Below are 14,644 nucleotides of genomic sequence, written 5' to 3'. Positions count from 1 at the left end.
GGCGAGACATGTCAAACAACTCCATATCGAAACCCGACGGCCCTCGGATCCTCAGCCTGGACATCGAGACAAGCCCGATCGTCGGGCACCAGTGGCGGATGTTCAAGACGAGCATCGGAATCAACCAGATCATCGAGCATCCGCGCACGATGTGCTTCGCCGCCAAGTTCATGGACCAGCGGAAGGTGCACTTCTACAGCGAGTTCGAACACGGCCCGGACGTCATGTTTCGCGCCGCGCACGACCTGTTGTCCGAGGCCGACGTCGTTATGCACTACAACGGCGATGGGTTCGACCTGCCCCGGCTCAACACCGAGATCCTGCTGACGCCCGGCCTGGGCACCCCGCCCGCCCCGTACAAGAGCATCGACCTGCTGAAGGTCATGAGGAAGAACTTCGCGTTCCCCTCCAACAAGCTTGCGTACATCTCCGAGCGCCTGGGCCTCGAAGGGAAGGTCAAGCACGAGGGCCACGAACTGTGGATCAAGTGCATGGCCGGCGACCCGAAGGCCTGGGCGCGGATGAAGCGCTACAACGTCCAGGACGTACGCCTCCTCGAAGAGGTCTACGAGCTGGTCCGCCCGTGGATCTCCAACCACCCCCACCACGGCCTGTACTCGGGCGTGGACGACGTGTGCCCGAACTGCGGCGGCAACGACATGCAGCGCCGCGGATTCGCCATCACCAACACCGGCCGCTTCCAGCAGTACATGTGCAAGACCTGCGGGACGTGGTCCCGGAGCAACCGCCGCGCCGGCGGCGTGACCACTACCCAGATCAAGACCTAAGGGGACCCCGGTATGAGCAACACCTTCGACAGCCTCGACTGCCGCTCCGCTGTGCTGAAGCACGTGATCTTCACCGACGGGACTTCCACCCTCGCGCAGATCTTCCACCAGGACCCGGACTACGGCGATCGGTTCCTCGCCGAGGGCAAGGCGAAGCGCCGCAGCGGCGACACCCGGGACCCCGAGCTGGGCGCATCCCTGGCCATCGGCCGCGCATACCTGGCCCTCGCGCAGAAGTACATGAAGGTGGCGTGGGAGAGGGAGCAGTGATGGCCCGCACGATGATCGGAACGGACGGTCACACGCACCCCGAGATGGCCGGGTGTGAGCAGTCGCAGTGCACGCCGGCCGACCCGAACGACCTCGGCGTAGAGGGTGAGCACAGCCCGGAAGCGGTTTACGACCCGCCGCCGAAGCACTACGCCGGTAAGGGCGGGCTGGATCCGTGGACGGTGTGGGACGCCTTCGACCTCGACCGGTACACCGCGAACGCCGTCAAGTACCTGCTCCGCGCCGGGAAGAAGGACATCGCCCCCCGTCTCGACGACCTGCGGAAGGCCCGCAACTACATCAACAAGCTGATCGAGCTGGAGGAGGGGCGCGGTGGCTGACCTCCTCACCGACGATGACGTCCTCGTCTTCACGCAGGGCGGCACCGTCGCCCACGTCCTCCCTTGGGGGGCCAGCCCGAACGAGCCCGACGACGCTTTGTGTGGCAGGTCGGGCTGGCCGGTCGGCTGGTACGGCACCGGCACCCAGGACGAGTACGAGAAGGCTCGCGCTCTCACCTTGTGCGTCCGCTGCGCGGCCGTGCTGCGGCATCAACGGATGGGGGCCGTCGCCTTTGACTGCGATTAACGTCGACAGCGAGGGCGGCATCGTGACCGTCCGCATCCCGCTGGCCAACAACGCGGCTGTCCAGCTCACACCCCGGCAGGCCTTCGATCTGGTGACGGATCTGCTCACACATATCGAGCGCGCCCGGCAGTACGGCGCCGAGAAGCGGAGGGGGTCGGCGTGAGCGACGCGGCCTTGTTCCTGGGGCTCCAGCAGCTCGCTATCACCGAGGTGGTCGACGTGCCTGCGCGTGACACCTCGGTGCGCTACTACCGCTTCGACGAACCCGGCACCTGGGGCTACTGCCCGCACTGCCGGTTCGTCGTCACCGTCGGCGACGACGGCTACATGCTCGCCCACGAACGGCTCGCCGGCGCGGAGGCGAAGCGGTGGTGCAAAGGCGGCCGAAGGGTGCCCGACACCTACTACCGATCCGAAACGGTCGACGTCGAAGACGAGCCTGCCGAGGAGGATCCCACCTACACAGATTGAGGTTCCTCGTATGGCAAGCAAGTACGTGCCACGGGGCGAACTGGCGCCCGCCGAGCTGGCAGCGGCCCGCCGTCTCCAGAAGCGTCAGCGGTGCCTGCGCGACAGCGGCAGGCCGTCGATCGTGTCGGCCGAGGAGTTCGAGCAGGCGAAAGCCCTGGTCATCGCCCTGCACAGCCGGGGAATGATGTACCGGGTCATGCAGGCCCAGGTCGACGACGGCGTCTCCCGCTTTGTCCTCGGCAACCTGGCCGCCGGCCGGCAGAAGTCTCTGCGCCGATCCACCTACGACGCGATCATGAAGCTTCGGTTCGAAGAACCGGAAGTCGGCGACGACCGGATCCACAGCGGCGCCATCGTCTCCGCCGTCGGCACCTTCCGGCGCATCGAGGCTCTTCGCGCCATCGGCTTCCCCGAGCGCTACCTGGCCGATTGGACCGGGGCGTTCACCGCGAACTTCCGTTACCGGCAGCGCCTCTGCGGGGTCCGCCCGGCTGTCGCCGCCCGCGTCGACCAGATGTACCAGAAGTTGAAGGACGCCGACCCGCGCGACTACGACATCAAGCCCGAGTGCATCACCAAGGCTCTGCTGGCGGCCACCCGGCACGGCTTCGCCCCGCCTTCCTGCTGGGACGAGGACACCATCGACGACCCGGACGCCTTCCCCGAATGGACGGGGGTGTGCGGGACCGAAGAGGGCCCGAGCGTGCACACCCGTGAGCGCATCCCGATGTGCAAGGCGTGCCGGGCCATGGCTCCGCGCCGCCCCCAGACGGGGAACGTGCCGGCCGAGGCGTTCAACCCCGCCAAGTTCCGCGCCACCTACAAGGCGCTGGGCTTCACCGCGAAGTCTCTGGCCCCGCTCGTCGGGGTCCACCCCGACTCCATCTACCGGTGGCAGCAGGGGGACCGAAGCCCCCGCAAATCCGTACTCGACAAGATCGCCGACGTCCTCGGCGTCACCCCTGAGGAGTTGTGCGATGACGTACACGATCAATGACCTGGCGGAGATCGACGACTACATGCGCCGGGTGTTCTGGCAGTGGCGGGGAAAGCCGGAGTGGGAGGACTGCATTCAGGAGGCCGTGGTTCAGGCCTGGAAGGACATCACTTCCGACCGGGAGTACTCGGACAAGCACATCATCAACCGGGCCGCCCAGCGGTACCGGGCGGTGTCGACCTCCGACCACCACAACTACACCGGATACCTGGGTCGAGACCCTGCGCGTACGGCGCCGCCCCTGACCCCGATCGAGGAGAAGGTGAAGGCGTACCGGCACGAGTACGCGGCCCTGAACGACGGGTACGCGCCGACGCCCCAGCAGACCGCGGAAGCTGTCGGGATGCTCGTCTATCGGGCCAGGAACGCTTTGGAGCGGGTGAAGGCCGCCGAGCAGCGTTACACGTCGGCACTGACGCGCACAGAGAGCGACGGCAAGCCGCGGCTCGACATCGCCGCCTACAAGCATGTGCCGACACCGTCGGGAGCCCACGACGATCCCGCCGCAACAAGGGTCATCCAGGCGTTCGCCGAGCCCTCCTTCGAGGACGAAGTCGTCGAACTGATCGCGTTCGAGCAGGATCTTGAACGGCTGTTCCCCGGGGATGTTCGCGCGCACGTGGCACTGCGGTGGCGGCACCTCGACGGCATGACGACCGGAGAGATCGGCGACCGCCTCTACCCGTACATCGCGACCGTTGCCGGCCGGCAGGCGTCCGCGTCCCGCTACCTGCTCAAGCTCCACGATGTGTGGCTGGCCGACAAGGAGGCCGCCTGATGGCACTGACGTTCCTCGCCCTCTACCAGGGCCGCCCCGTCCGGCACTCCGGATCTCTGCGGAACCTGCGCCGGTACGCCGCCGCCCAGGCCGTCGGAACCAGCATCGACCTCGCCGTCACCGGCTGGACCAACACCGGGAAGCTCACCCTCCTCGGCCCCGAAGGGCAACGCCTCTTCACCGGCTGGGAAGTCGTCGGCGTGGAAGGCCTCGGCGATGGCCGCTGAACACATCGGCAAAACCGTCCGCGTCACCTTCAACCGCTCCCACTGGCCGGTCGTCTACGGCCGGTACCGGTACGACGGCTGCGACGAGCACGGGCACTGGGTGACCCGGCCGGACGGCGTGCAGCGGTACATCCGCAACAGCGACGTTCTCGCGATCGACGTCACCGACGACCCCGAAGAGCAGATCAAACCGGAGGACTTCTGATGGACCCGAAGAAGCTGTGCGCCGAAGCTGCCGAGATCATCCAGCGTGACGGCTGGTGCCAGGGCGACTACTTCGAAGTCGAGGCCCTGGCTGACCGCGAAGCCCACGACGCCGCGAACCGTACCGCCCCGGTGTGCGCTCTCGGCGCCCTCGGGCGCGCCGCCACGGGCAAGGCCTGGGTCACCCGCATGTGGGATGACGAGGACATCGCGGCGGCCATACACCTGGTCGAGAAGGTCATCGACGGCGACGTCGGCGGCATACCCAAGTGGAACGACGCCGACGGGCGGACCGCCGAGGACGTCATCCTCGCCTTCAAGCAGGCCGCCCATGGATAGGGACAGCGAGAAGTGGGCTGCGGCCGTCCTCGTCGCCGTCGCCATCATCATCAGCGCCGGCTGGCTGTCGTTCCTCGGCTGGCTGGTGGTGTGGCTCATCCAGCGGCTCACGTGATGGGCAGCGACCGGGTTTGGTTCGCGGTCGGCGTCGTGGGCGGTGTCGCTGTCGCGTCCGCCCTCACCTGGCTTCTGAACAGGCTGGTCGTCCGGCTTTGATTCCGTGCCAGTGCGGCCGGAGCGAGCGGCACAAGCCGTGGTGCCTGGTCGCCCAGGCCTTCCGGTTCCGATGCCCGGACTGCAAATCCCGTAAGCGTGACGGCTACGTCCGGCACGCCAAGCATTGCCCCCTCAAGCACATCAGCTACCCCTAGGAGAAGCGCCATGACGCCTCAGGAACAGCTTCTGGCTGCCGCCGACGACCAGGCCCTGTACGGGCACTACAAGGAGTACTACTACCAGGACGCCGCCGTGGGCGACCTCGGGTGCTACACGGCGCCCGCCTGCGCCTTCGGCTCGCTCACCCGCGTCGCCGCCAACGAGGCCGGAGAGCCCCTGCAAAAGCACTCCTGCGAGGTCACCAACTCGGAGGCGGCGCGCCTCCTGGCCGACAGGATCCGCGAGCAGTACCCGGTGGCCGCTGCCGTCAGGAACGCGTACGACGTCATCACGTGGTTCAACGACCGGGCGCAGACGACCGGCGAGGACGTCCAGCGGATGATGGTGGAGGCGGCCGGGGGGCGGCCGGAGGCCGCCGACATAGGCACTGAGGTAGAGACGGTCGAGTTCGAGCCGCTGCCCGAGTCGACGCCGGTCGAGACGCCTGCGGAGGCCCCGTCCGAGCCGGTTCCGGCCTGACATGGCCCAGCAGGAGGAGTACGGCTCAGGGAATGACCCGGCGATGCTGGTTCCGTCGGCGCTCACCGCGTACCGGCACTTCGGAGTGTCCGCCGACAACCGGCTGACCCCGATGAACAACTACCAGGACCCGGTCTACAAGAACCCCGACGTCGGCGTTTTCGAGGCCGAATGCAAGGCCTTCAACCCGGTCGGCGAGTGCATGTGCGGGGACTGCGTGGCTGCCCGGGGTCGGCAGCCGGGTCACGCCGCCCCGGGCGACGGCTGCACGTGCGGCTTCTATGCCCACTACAGCGCCGAGACTGACTTCTACACGTCGATGTCCTGGGGGCCCGCCCCGGCCCTCACCTACGGCCGGGTCGGCTTCTCCTTCGGGATGCCCGCGAATCTGGTCATCGTGCGGGCCGTCGTCGAACTGACCGGCAAGGTGGTGCTCGGCACGAAGGGTGTCCGCGCCCAGAAGCTGACAGTGAAGGCTTTGGCTGTCGACTGGGCCAAGTGCCGTGCCGAAGATGTGGGCGACGTCGGATTCCGGTTCATGATCGAGTCGCAGGCTCAGCGGGCAGCCGACTCCTACGATGCCGAGTACTTCGACGACCCGGCCGACATGTACAGGCAGTACCCGCAGCAGGATCTGTCGGCGCTGGGCATCAAGGCCGCCGAACCCAAGCCTAAGGCTGAGGTGTCCGGGTTCGTCAGGTTCAATTCGCAGGCGCAGGCGTTCATCGACCAGGTCGTGAAGGATGCCAGCGAAGTCCTCGACGAACTCACCAAGGCCCTCGGTCTCGACGGCGGGAAGGGCGGCACCATGCCCCCGTACCAGGCGGCCCTGGAGGCGAAGAAGACACGGCCGGCGCCCCCCGGCACCGGTATCGACCGGCGACGCGGACGCCTCCGCCGATAGGGAGTTCCATCATGCCCAAGACGTGGCGACGCAAGTTCACCGCCGATGAAGTAGCCCGGATTCGGCGGGAGTTCACCGAAGGCGTGTGGTCGTCACAGTTGGAGGCGGCCATCCACTACGACGTGTCACAGTCTCGGATCTCCGAGATCGTGACACGACGCACCTATAAGGATGTCGCGTGACCCGCCCCAGCCGTGAGGAGTGGCATCTCGACGGGGCGCGCTGGCTATCCCGCATGGGCGACTGCACCCGGCGGAAGGTCGGGGCCCTCATCGTCGGCCCCGACAAGCGCTTCTGGGGCATGGGCTACAACGGCTCCTACCCGGGCGGCCCGTCCTGCCTCGCCGGGGACTGCCCCCGAGGCCGGCACTACCAACTCCCCACCGCCGACGGCGACGACTGGGAATGCCGGTACGACGAGGCCGATCACGTCGGGAACCCGGAGCTGGACTGCGCTCCCATCCTCGCCTGCGCCTGCGGCAACGCCTGGCCCTGCCCCGACGCCGTCGCCCCCGGCTCCGCCTACGACACCGGGCCCGGCGCCTGCATCGCCAGCCACGCCGAAGCCAACGCCGTCGCCGACGCCCAACGCCGCGGCGGAGGCAACCTCGCCGACTGCCGGATGTACGTCTCCACCGAACCCTGCGAAGGGTGTGTCCGGCACATTCGCAACACCACCGGCATCGCCATCATCCGCTGGCCAGAAGGGGCGGTAGCCCTGCCGTGAGCGCCCGAGACGAATTCCTCGAAGCCGTCGACTTCGCCTACTGCTGCGGCCTCGGCTACCGCACCCCCGAGGCCCTGGTCGACGCCTTCGCCCACGAGCTGGCCGAGCAGATCCGGACACACTTCGGCGTCGGCGACGTACCCGTGAAAGCGCATTGCCCGCCGAAGGACTGCGAGTACTGCCGCGCGGCCGAGGCCGCCGCCGCCCTGATCGACCCGGAGGTGCCGTGAGTCAGTCGAATGCCCACGTGCAGCGGCCAGGATGACCTTGCGGGCCGTAGCAGTGCTCGGTGCGCACGTCGTTCTCGTCGCCGGACGGACGGCCGCACGGCGACCCCTCCTCCATCCGGGTCGCCATCGACGTCCCGTTCCAGGTCACCCACGTCGTCACATCTTCGCCGACGCTGTCGACGTGATCGCCATACCCGTCGTGCGCCTGCGGGTCGAGCACACACCGCAGCTCAACACCGTGGGCTATCACCGTCACTCCGCATTCCATACCCCCAGGCTACTGACAGGAGGCCACGCGCATGGCCGAACAGTTCAACATCGGCGACATCGTCGAGTACGGCACCGTGACTCGGGCGCGGTACCGGGTCGTCGGGATAGCCGACCAGTGGATGTGGTTGCAGAACCCGCACGACGATGGCGACGTACCACGTACCGGCAGCATGTCGGCCGCCCGGAAGGCCCCCGACTTCTTCGAGGCCGGGAAGCTGTACGAGCGCCCCCACCAGATGAACCCCGCACGCATCCAGTACTTCAGGCCGGAGGCGATCAAGCAGAACAGCGACGGCAAGAAGATCGCCTTCGGATCGCTGAGCGACAGCCTCACCGACCGGGTCTACTGGGTCACAAAGTCCTTGTTCTCCGCCTGGCAAGAGATCCGGCCGTGAGGCCGAGGATGCGGGTGTTGCGCGGCTACCTCGGCGGTGACTGGCACGTGCTGTGCGGCTTCTGCCCGCCCGGCCGGCAGAACATCTGCATGGGGGTCGGCCCCGACGCCCGGCAGTGCCTTCCCTCGTGGAAGGCCGCCGCCGAGTTCGCGTCCGCGCACTGGGAGCTGGAGCACGTGCCGGCCACCCGCCACGAGTCGCTCGACGAGATGTTCCGCTTCCTCGACCAAGAGCCGTAAAGAGGCCGCCGAGGGCGGTGAGTCTGTACACCCTCGGAGGCCTCCGCCCAGGCTACGCGTCGACGGAGCCGAGCGGGGCCGGGATCATCAGACTTGTCAGCTCCGGCAGCACAACCTCGTTGACCTCGCGGAACAGTGCGGGGTCGGCCAGGTCGGCGCGGCAGCGCAGCTCGAAGCACAGCAGAGCGCCCGGCGGCGCATCCACCCGCGGAACCATGATCGCGTCGCGCGGCATCAGATGCCCCGGGACCGGCTCGAACCACGCGCACAACTGTGAAGGCTGACCCGATCTGGACAGGTCGAACTCGTACAGCCCGGTACGGGCGAGCGCCTTGCCGAACTCGTCGAGGCCGGCGACCAATGCTGGATCGATATGCCACGTCCGAAACCCGAGGGTGAGCAGGTCAGGTTCCCCGTCGGCGCCGGGATGCACCACGGCTTGGGCGAGTCGATCGTCCGGCAACCAATGCCTAGTCATACAAACCGACCGATACCTCATAAACACCACATAAGCATGCCCAAGCCACAGGAGGCAACAGTGTCGGCCCACCGCAAACCCCGCCGACGCCGCTGGCCGTGGATCGCCGGCGCCGTCACCACCGCCGGAGCCCTCCTATGGGTGCTGGCGCCGACTCCTGACGCACCGTCCTCACCAGCAACAACAACGGTTGTGGCGGGGATGCTGCCGCCGGTTCAGCCGATGCCGACATGGACACCACCGCCGGCGCCGAAGAAGGAGCCGAAGCCATCGCCTACACCTACGAAGTCTTCCTCTCCGACGGAGAAGGCACCACGATTCAGTGCTCCATCGCACCGGGCACCTGTCGCGCCTGCGCCGCACGTGTACTCGCCGCCATCTCCGGCCGCCCCCTCCCGCCAGCCCGCACCGATGCCGACCGCGAAGCCGAAGGCCACACCTGCACCGATTCCCGTCCGGCCCGCCCCGCCGAAGTGGACACCCCCGCCCAAGCCGACTGCTGTCGCACCCCCAGCCTTTGCGGCGGCCCCTTCGTCGGCTGCTACGTCCTCCCACCCGAAACCGCCGGCCCCGCCAGCACCTAAGGCGATCCTGCCGTTCCCGTACCCGCCCGGCACCCCGGCCTTCACCGCCTGGTTCAATCAAGCCTCCCCGCTGGAGCTGTGCCAGCACGGGTGGAAGGCGTCGTTCTGCGCCGCCTACGGCTACTAGGAGAACCCGTATGACCAGGTATCTGAAGGTCGAGATCGAGGGCAAGTACGTCGGCACCGACATCACGGTGTACTGCGCCCTGGAAGAGGGCGACGGCACCGAGTACAACACCGTGGATCTCACGAACATGGCACAGGACATCGTCAACGACGAATGCCCGTGGAGTTATAAGGTCGTCGACGAAGCCGACGTACCCGAGAACGAGCGCGCCTAGCCGGGGTCGGCCATGTCTCGGACGAGCGCAGACACAGCGGCCAGGGCCTTCTGGACGTGAGGACGCGCCGCGATGGTCGGCTGGTCGAGATGCCTCGCCGCGTCGAGAAGCACGCCCACAAACTGCTGGTCCATGTCGTTCACCCCGTCCGGGCCCATCTCGGTGAGCGTGCTGACAATCAGGTCCCTCGACGACGCAGGGTCTACGCCCGATTGCGCGGCAGCGTAGTTCAGGCGGAATGCCGCCAGCCGGTCTGACGAGCCCGGCCGCCAGCCATCGCCGCCGACGAAGCCGCTGCGCAGCCGCTCAGCCCGCTCCTGAAGGGTGATCTTCTCTGACGTCATGTAGCACACAGTAACCAGCGCAAGACCCATAACTGAATACGGAGGGCCTCTTGCCGTTCAGCCAGCCCGCCCACGACGACGCCCTGAGCCCGGCCACCTCCACCCTCGTCTCGATGGCCGTCGAGCTGGCGTTGCGCAACGGCAACCCCGACGCCGTCCGCGACCAGCTCGGCGCCGACCCCGCGGTTCAGGCACAGTTCGACCTCGCCCTCCTGGTCCAGCAGGCCCGCGGCGACGCCCCCGAAAACGACCGGGCTCGCCGGCTGAACCTGCGCACCGAGGACGAGGTCGAGAAACGCCGGGCGGCCCGAGCTGCCGCCGACGCTATGCGCGAGGAAGAGGAGGCCGCCCTCTACGCCGCCGCCGACGCCGACGGCGACACCCTCACCTTGATGTCCGCCGCAGAGCTGGACGCCCTGCCCGAGGCCGAGACCTTGATCGACGGCTTCCTCGTCAAGGAGTCCATCGTCCGCCTGTACGGGCCGCCGAAATCCTACAAGTCATTCGTCATGCTGGATATGGCGGCGTGCGTGGGGGCCGGAATTCCCTGGTGCGGGAATTCGACGACCCCGGCGAAAGTCCTTTACGTCGTCGCCGAAGGTGTACGCGGAATCAAACGCCGGGTAAGGGCCTGGGAAGCACAAAACCATCGGGTGATGACAGGGGTGCATTTCTATGACCGGCCCGTACAGCTCGGGGATCGAAAAGACGTGGCCACCCTCATACGCACCGCAAAAAGGGGCGGATATGAATTCATCATCCTGGACACCCAGGCAAGGTGCACTGTCGGCCTGGAAGAAAACTCCAACACCGAAATGGGTCTTGTCGTCGCAGCTCTCGACGTGCTCAAAAATGTCACCGGCGCTTGTATTGCGCTCGTCCATCACTCGGGTACTCAAGGAGGGCGGGCCCGAGGTGCTACGGGAATTCTTGGCGCACTCGACGCTGAATTCGAAGTAGAGGCCTCGAAGGACAACATGAGCGTCGAGGTCCACACCCGCGCCCAGAAGGACCTGGCCGAGGCGAAGAGCGTGGAGTTCGACCTCGTCACCCCCGGCCCGGACCACAGCCTCGCCGTCAAGCCTCGCCTCGCCGGCTCGTGGTACCGGCAGCGGCCCGAAGACCTGGCGCCGCTGCCTGCGGTGCAGCGGACGGTGCTCAACCTGGTCTCCGCGTTCGCCGACGCCGGCGCGACCGCGTCGGTGATGATGCAGCGCGTCCCCGACGGCATGGACCGGGCGTCGCTGCAAGAGGCACTCGGCCAGCTGCTTCGCCGGGGCTGCCTGAACAGTCGGGGCTCGAACTGGAGCATCACCGGCCATGGCCGCCGCTACCTGGCCCGTGACCAGCAGCTACCGGACGACGACCCAGAGGTCATGTAGGAACCTACAAGCCAATGTCCGAAATGTCATAGGATCACACTATTGACTGATTTCCATGATCCACTTAAACTGCACTAAGGCTATCGCCTCAACTGTCGGTTGAAGGCGAAAGGTATCGGCTTCGGGCTCGCCAGCCCGGCTCGGGGCGGGCGGAGTCTACGGAGCCCGCGGCCCGGTATCCGGGACGGCAGAAACCACCCACGGTCTCGTTCTAACCTCAGGTAGTAGAGGGCTCGGGGGCGTACGCACTCCGTGCTCCCGCCCTGCCACACCCCCCAACTGATCATGAAACCCCCCACCAGGCCGGTGGGGGGTTTTCGCGCATGTCCTGGAGGCCGCGTGCCCCTGCACATACACCAAGTCGCAGCCGACGCCCTGGCCGTCGGCGACGCCGTCAAACTCGTCCATGAATTCGGCGTAAGGCTGGGCGCCCTCGGCCTCACCGTCGGCATCCTCACCGGCATCGACCAGCCGACAGCAGTCGTCGGCAAAACCGGCGAACCCTGGTTCATCACCCTCGGGGAAACGCCCAGGGTGTTCCATGTCGAATGACCACCTGGTCGACACCACCCCCAAGCTCGCCCAGTGCAACAGATGCCAGGCCTGGGTGTACCTCGCCGAATCCTCCGGGATCCGCTCCGCGGCCGACGTCGTCCCCGTCAACCGCGACGGCTACATCGCCGCCCTCACCGGAGGCCGTCGCCTCTTCCGCCTCATCGAGGCCGCTGGACGCCCCCACAAGCTCTTGGTGATGCGGCCGGCGGATCTGCGGCCATCCTTCGACGAGAACGGGGCTCAGGCGGGCGCACAGCGCTTCCTGGCCGAGCACGGTTGCGGCGGCCACGCGATGAACGCCATCAAGTTCACCGAGCTACCCGAGGGCCCTCCCCCAGCCCCTGCGACGCGTGGCAGTCGCAGGGGTGGACCCCACCAGCCACCTGCCCCCGCCGGCGAGGCAAGCCCTACACCTCCTGCGCCACCTGCGAGCCGCCCCCGTTCTAGGGCCGAATGCGGCACCTGCCAGCGCCCCATAAAACCCGGTGAACTATTCACCGGCGTCCAGCACGGGCATTTGTGGATGTGGGCCGAACATGAGGAATGCCCGTGAGAGTGTGCCTTCACAAACACAACAACTACACCGAAATAACCACATGGGGCGGATGGTGCCGCGAATTCCTCTGTCTCGAATGTGGAGGAATACGCCTGGAGCCCTACCCGGAATGGGAGCCATACCCGTATGGATAAAGGCGAAAGCTACAACGGCAAGGATCCCGTCCTCGTCGAAATAGCAGCAGGAAAAGACGGGGTACACGTCAGCTTCCGGCACTGCGAAACCGGAATGCTCATATCCGGAATAGTCCTCCCCCGGGAACCCGCATATCGGGTAGCCCGCCGCATCACCATGGCCACCATGAAACACGAACAGCTCGCGGGCATAACCGACCCGTCACCCGAGGACGAAGAACTGTGATCGACGAAATCAGGGAGAATATCCACCTCCTCACGACCGTCCAGATAGAGCAGGTCGAATACGTCAAGCCCGTCATCTACCACCGAGGGCACTGCAACAAGACCGAGCCCTGCCCCTGCCCCGTCGTAGACGAACGCCGGTCCAAGACCGTCCGCAACCCCGGCCTGCTCCAGCAGCTCCGCGACTACCAGAACTGGGGCGACCGCGGAGCCGAACCCAAAGCCGAACGCCCCAGCCCCAACAAACCCGGCAGCCGACCCAACACCAACCCCGGCTTCTTCACCCTCGACGAGATCACCGTCGAGGTCTACAGCCTCTACGACCGCATCGCCCGCGAGGCCGGCCGCGACCCATCCTTCGGCCTCCAGGCCGTCGGCCAGCTCCTCGACGCGCTGCCCTTCCAGTTCCAGCAGATCGCCGACGACTACCCCCACCTCGTCCGCGAGGGCCTGGCCGCCACCCGACGCTGGGTGAGCACGGCACAGCACACCCTCGGCCAGCGCACCAGCGAAGTCGCCTTCACCGACACCTGCTGCGGCGAATGCGGGGGCGCCCTCGTCATCGGCCGCGACGTCCAGCGCACCGACGTCCGCTGCATCGCCTGCGGAAACCGCTACAAGATGGAGACCTGGGTCGACCTCTACGAACAAGGACGGGCCTCGTGAACGAACCCTGGGCCACCTGTTCGTGTTGCTGGCCGCAGAAGCCGTTCATCCGCAAGGCAATCGGCTGGTACATCCTCGGCCCCAAGGGCGGGCCTGACACCCCCATCGCGCCGTTCTGGTACCTGGAGATCGGCGGCTGGCCCCAGGGTGACTACAGCACCTGGGGCGAAGCTCTACGCGCCGCCGAGCGATACCTCAAGGAGGGCGTCATCCGATGAACAAGCAAGCTCTCCTCGACCTCGTCGCCAGAGCCGAACGCGGCGTCCTCCTCCCCGGCGAGGCGCAGATCCTCCGCGACGCCATCGAGCTGCTCGACGACATGGCCATGACCCTGGACTCCATCGCGGCCGGCTACCGCACGGGTCCGCTGCGACACAAGGGCTACGACGCGAGCGACACCCAGTCCTTCAAGGCCATAGACGGCTGAAGGCCCCACCAACAGGCGGGGCCTTCCATACCTCCGCTTGCGCGGAGAAACCGGTAACACCCTGAGGCTTGGTGGCGCGGGCGCCAGCCATACCGCCGGGTCACCTCCGCTCACGCGGAGACCGGTACCGAGGACGCTAGTGGCCGGCGAGCGCGGGCCGCAACCGGTTCGCCGAAACGGAGTTGCCATGGACATCTGCGAGTGCGGGGGCAAGGTCATCTGCCGGGGCATGTGCCGCCGCTGCTACAACCGCGCGTACAAACAGGGCTTGGACGTGAAGGCGTACCGGCGGCCCACCGCTGAGTACTTCTTCGAGAAGGTCGACCGGTCCGGGCCTTGCTGGAACTGGACGGCCAAGCTCGATCGCGACGGGTATGGCGTGTTCAGCGTCCGGGGAGCCGGAACCTTCCGGGCGCACCGCTGGTGCTGGGAGCACCTGGTGGGCCCGATACCCGAGGGCCTGGTGCTCGACCACCTCTGCCGGAACAGGCAGTGCGTGAACCCCCACCACATGGATCCGGTGACACCGGAGGAGAACATGCAACGCGGTGCCCGCCCCAAGCGGATCTGTCCTGCCGGCGACCGGTGCCCCCATTCGAAAAACTAGCCGGGCCCCCGAAAAGACCCCTCTCGCCTCCGGATGGGCCGAGATTCCTGGAGCCGAAAAACT

The 14,644-nt window shown here is 67.0% G+C and carries 31 protein-coding genes; 28 read left to right on the top strand and 3 right to left on the bottom strand.

The features are described from left to right. Positions 1-8: 8 nt before the first annotated feature. From ACZ4E1_RS30730 to ACZ4E1_RS30650, 17 genes are all read left to right on the top strand, one after another. On the top strand, positions 9-788 hold the full coding sequence (locus ACZ4E1_RS30730; RefSeq protein WP_467545626.1) for a ribonuclease H-like domain-containing protein: 780 nt from the start codon (positions 9-11) through the stop codon (positions 786-788). 12 nt (positions 789-800) lie between these two features. Beyond that, positions 801-1,058: a dsRBD fold-containing protein gene (locus tag ACZ4E1_RS30725; protein ID WP_467545624.1), complete on the top strand. Its 258-nt coding sequence runs from the start codon at positions 801-803 to the stop codon at positions 1,056-1,058. Beyond that, a complete protein-coding gene (locus tag ACZ4E1_RS30720) occupies positions 1,058-1,399 on the top strand; it encodes a DUF3310 domain-containing protein (RefSeq protein WP_467545622.1) in 342 nt (113 codons plus the stop codon). The genes ACZ4E1_RS30725 and ACZ4E1_RS30720 overlap by 1 nt, the downstream gene beginning before the upstream one ends. Continuing rightward, positions 1,392-1,646, top strand: coding sequence for a hypothetical protein (locus tag ACZ4E1_RS30715; RefSeq protein ID WP_467545620.1), 255 nt, complete (start codon positions 1,392-1,394; stop codon positions 1,644-1,646). The genes ACZ4E1_RS30720 and ACZ4E1_RS30715 overlap by 8 nt, the downstream gene beginning before the upstream one ends. Then, a complete protein-coding gene (locus ACZ4E1_RS30710; protein ID WP_467545618.1) occupies positions 1,633-1,809 on the top strand; it encodes a hypothetical protein in 177 nt (58 codons plus the stop codon). Before ACZ4E1_RS30715 ends, ACZ4E1_RS30710 begins: the two co-directional genes overlap by 14 nt. Next, positions 1,806-2,117, top strand: coding sequence for a hypothetical protein (locus tag ACZ4E1_RS30705; RefSeq protein WP_467545616.1), 312 nt, complete (start codon positions 1,806-1,808; stop codon positions 2,115-2,117). Before ACZ4E1_RS30710 ends, ACZ4E1_RS30705 begins: the two co-directional genes overlap by 4 nt. Before the next feature lie 10 nt (positions 2,118-2,127). After that, positions 2,128-3,114: a helix-turn-helix domain-containing protein gene (locus ACZ4E1_RS30700; RefSeq protein WP_467545614.1), complete on the top strand. Its 987-nt coding sequence runs from the start codon at positions 2,128-2,130 to the stop codon at positions 3,112-3,114. Continuing rightward, positions 3,095-3,892, top strand: coding sequence for a hypothetical protein (locus ACZ4E1_RS30695; protein WP_467545612.1), 798 nt, complete (start codon positions 3,095-3,097; stop codon positions 3,890-3,892). The genes ACZ4E1_RS30700 and ACZ4E1_RS30695 overlap by 20 nt, the downstream gene beginning before the upstream one ends. Continuing rightward, positions 3,892-4,119, top strand: a complete 228-nt coding sequence (locus ACZ4E1_RS30690; protein WP_467545610.1) for a hypothetical protein — start codon at positions 3,892-3,894, stop codon at positions 4,117-4,119. Before ACZ4E1_RS30695 ends, ACZ4E1_RS30690 begins: the two co-directional genes overlap by 1 nt. Further along, on the top strand, positions 4,109-4,324 hold the full coding sequence (locus tag ACZ4E1_RS30685) for a hypothetical protein (protein WP_467545608.1): 216 nt from the start codon (positions 4,109-4,111) through the stop codon (positions 4,322-4,324). The genes ACZ4E1_RS30690 and ACZ4E1_RS30685 overlap by 11 nt, the downstream gene beginning before the upstream one ends. Beyond that, positions 4,324-4,662, top strand: a complete 339-nt coding sequence (locus tag ACZ4E1_RS30680; protein ID WP_467545606.1) for a DUF6197 family protein — start codon at positions 4,324-4,326, stop codon at positions 4,660-4,662. Before ACZ4E1_RS30685 ends, ACZ4E1_RS30680 begins: the two co-directional genes overlap by 1 nt. Beyond that, the gene (locus ACZ4E1_RS30675; protein ID WP_467545604.1) at positions 4,655-4,777 is read left to right on the top strand and encodes a hypothetical protein; all 123 of its coding nucleotides are present in this window, start codon (positions 4,655-4,657) and stop codon (positions 4,775-4,777) included. Before ACZ4E1_RS30680 ends, ACZ4E1_RS30675 begins: the two co-directional genes overlap by 8 nt. A 266-nt stretch (positions 4,778-5,043) precedes the next feature. Continuing rightward, positions 5,044-5,517 (top strand): DUF6197 family protein, encoded by a 474-nt coding sequence (locus tag ACZ4E1_RS30670; RefSeq protein WP_467545603.1) that lies wholly within the window; start codon positions 5,044-5,046, stop codon positions 5,515-5,517. Between the two features lie 43 nt (positions 5,518-5,560). Further along, positions 5,561-6,421: a hypothetical protein gene (locus ACZ4E1_RS30665; RefSeq protein ID WP_467545601.1), complete on the top strand. Its 861-nt coding sequence runs from the start codon at positions 5,561-5,563 to the stop codon at positions 6,419-6,421. Between the two features lie 11 nt (positions 6,422-6,432). Then, positions 6,433-6,603 carry a hypothetical protein gene (locus ACZ4E1_RS30660; protein ID WP_467545599.1) on the top strand — a complete coding sequence of 57 codons (171 nt, stop codon included), beginning with the start codon at positions 6,433-6,435 and terminating at the stop codon, positions 6,601-6,603. Continuing rightward, on the top strand, positions 6,600-7,148 hold the full coding sequence (locus ACZ4E1_RS30655; RefSeq protein ID WP_467545597.1) for a deaminase: 549 nt from the start codon (positions 6,600-6,602) through the stop codon (positions 7,146-7,148). The genes ACZ4E1_RS30660 and ACZ4E1_RS30655 overlap by 4 nt, the downstream gene beginning before the upstream one ends. After that, positions 7,145-7,378 (top strand): hypothetical protein, encoded by a 234-nt coding sequence (locus tag ACZ4E1_RS30650; RefSeq protein WP_467545595.1) that lies wholly within the window; start codon positions 7,145-7,147, stop codon positions 7,376-7,378. Before ACZ4E1_RS30655 ends, ACZ4E1_RS30650 begins: the two co-directional genes overlap by 4 nt. A gap of 1 nt (position 7,379) precedes the next feature. Here ACZ4E1_RS30650 and ACZ4E1_RS30645 read toward each other — a convergent pair whose 3' ends face one another. Next, positions 7,380-7,634 carry a hypothetical protein gene (locus tag ACZ4E1_RS30645; protein WP_467545593.1) on the bottom strand — a complete coding sequence of 85 codons (255 nt, stop codon included), beginning with the start codon at positions 7,632-7,634 and terminating at the stop codon, positions 7,380-7,382. 43 nt (positions 7,635-7,677) lie between these two features. Between ACZ4E1_RS30645 and ACZ4E1_RS30640 the strand changes: the two genes are divergently transcribed. Then, entirely contained in the window at positions 7,678-8,043 is a 366-nt protein-coding gene (locus ACZ4E1_RS30640; RefSeq protein WP_467545591.1) for a hypothetical protein, read from the top strand. Continuing rightward, positions 8,040-8,282 carry a hypothetical protein gene (locus ACZ4E1_RS30635; RefSeq protein WP_467545590.1) on the top strand — a complete coding sequence of 81 codons (243 nt, stop codon included), beginning with the start codon at positions 8,040-8,042 and terminating at the stop codon, positions 8,280-8,282. The genes ACZ4E1_RS30640 and ACZ4E1_RS30635 overlap by 4 nt, the downstream gene beginning before the upstream one ends. A 52-nt stretch (positions 8,283-8,334) precedes the next feature. On the opposite strand, the gene ACZ4E1_RS30630 is transcribed toward ACZ4E1_RS30635, so the two are convergent. Then, complete coding sequence (locus ACZ4E1_RS30630; protein ID WP_467545588.1) at positions 8,335-8,718, bottom strand: hypothetical protein; 384 nt, start codon at positions 8,716-8,718, stop codon at positions 8,335-8,337. Positions 8,719-8,990: 272 nt separating this feature from the next. On the opposite strand from ACZ4E1_RS30630, the gene ACZ4E1_RS30625 reads away from it, so the two are divergent. Continuing rightward, positions 8,991-9,344 (top strand): hypothetical protein, encoded by a 354-nt coding sequence (locus ACZ4E1_RS30625; RefSeq protein ID WP_467545586.1) that lies wholly within the window; start codon positions 8,991-8,993, stop codon positions 9,342-9,344. Between the two features lie 137 nt (positions 9,345-9,481). Beyond that, positions 9,482-9,685 carry a hypothetical protein gene (locus ACZ4E1_RS30620; RefSeq protein ID WP_467545584.1) on the top strand — a complete coding sequence of 68 codons (204 nt, stop codon included), beginning with the start codon at positions 9,482-9,484 and terminating at the stop codon, positions 9,683-9,685. On the opposite strand, the gene ACZ4E1_RS30615 is transcribed toward ACZ4E1_RS30620, so the two are convergent. Next, entirely contained in the window at positions 9,682-10,029 is a 348-nt protein-coding gene (locus ACZ4E1_RS30615) for a hypothetical protein (protein WP_467545582.1), read from the bottom strand. The genes ACZ4E1_RS30620 and ACZ4E1_RS30615 overlap by 4 nt on opposite strands. Positions 10,030-10,079: 50 nt before the next feature. Between ACZ4E1_RS30615 and ACZ4E1_RS30610 the strand changes: the two genes are divergently transcribed. The 7 genes from ACZ4E1_RS30610 to ACZ4E1_RS30580 all read left to right on the top strand — a co-directional run bounded on the left by ACZ4E1_RS30610 (position 10,080) and on the right by ACZ4E1_RS30580 (position 14,581). Further along, entirely contained in the window at positions 10,080-11,411 is a 1,332-nt protein-coding gene (locus ACZ4E1_RS30610) for an AAA family ATPase (RefSeq protein WP_467545580.1), read from the top strand. 339 nt (positions 11,412-11,750) lie between these two features. Continuing rightward, positions 11,751-11,963 carry a hypothetical protein gene (locus ACZ4E1_RS30605; protein ID WP_467545578.1) on the top strand — a complete coding sequence of 71 codons (213 nt, stop codon included), beginning with the start codon at positions 11,751-11,753 and terminating at the stop codon, positions 11,961-11,963. 685 nt (positions 11,964-12,648) lie between these two features. Then, positions 12,649-12,882 (top strand): hypothetical protein, encoded by a 234-nt coding sequence (locus ACZ4E1_RS30600; RefSeq protein ID WP_467545576.1) that lies wholly within the window; start codon positions 12,649-12,651, stop codon positions 12,880-12,882. Continuing rightward, complete coding sequence (locus tag ACZ4E1_RS30595; protein ID WP_467545574.1) at positions 12,879-13,547, top strand: hypothetical protein; 669 nt, start codon at positions 12,879-12,881, stop codon at positions 13,545-13,547. Before ACZ4E1_RS30600 ends, ACZ4E1_RS30595 begins: the two co-directional genes overlap by 4 nt. Beyond that, complete coding sequence (locus ACZ4E1_RS30590) at positions 13,544-13,765, top strand: hypothetical protein (RefSeq protein ID WP_467545572.1); 222 nt, start codon at positions 13,544-13,546, stop codon at positions 13,763-13,765. The genes ACZ4E1_RS30595 and ACZ4E1_RS30590 overlap by 4 nt, the downstream gene beginning before the upstream one ends. After that, a complete protein-coding gene (locus ACZ4E1_RS30585) occupies positions 13,762-13,974 on the top strand; it encodes a hypothetical protein (protein WP_467545570.1) in 213 nt (70 codons plus the stop codon). Before ACZ4E1_RS30590 ends, ACZ4E1_RS30585 begins: the two co-directional genes overlap by 4 nt. Positions 13,975-14,161: 187 nt before the next feature. Beyond that, positions 14,162-14,581 carry an HNH endonuclease signature motif containing protein gene (locus ACZ4E1_RS30580; RefSeq protein ID WP_467545568.1) on the top strand — a complete coding sequence of 140 codons (420 nt, stop codon included), beginning with the start codon at positions 14,162-14,164 and terminating at the stop codon, positions 14,579-14,581. The last annotated feature ends 63 nt before the right edge of the window (positions 14,582-14,644 follow it).

It is taken from the genome of Streptomyces sp. NPDC025806, from assembly GCF_055558275.1.
The sequence above is the reverse complement of the archived record's forward strand: the minus strand, read 5'-3'. Positions and strand labels throughout refer to the sequence as shown.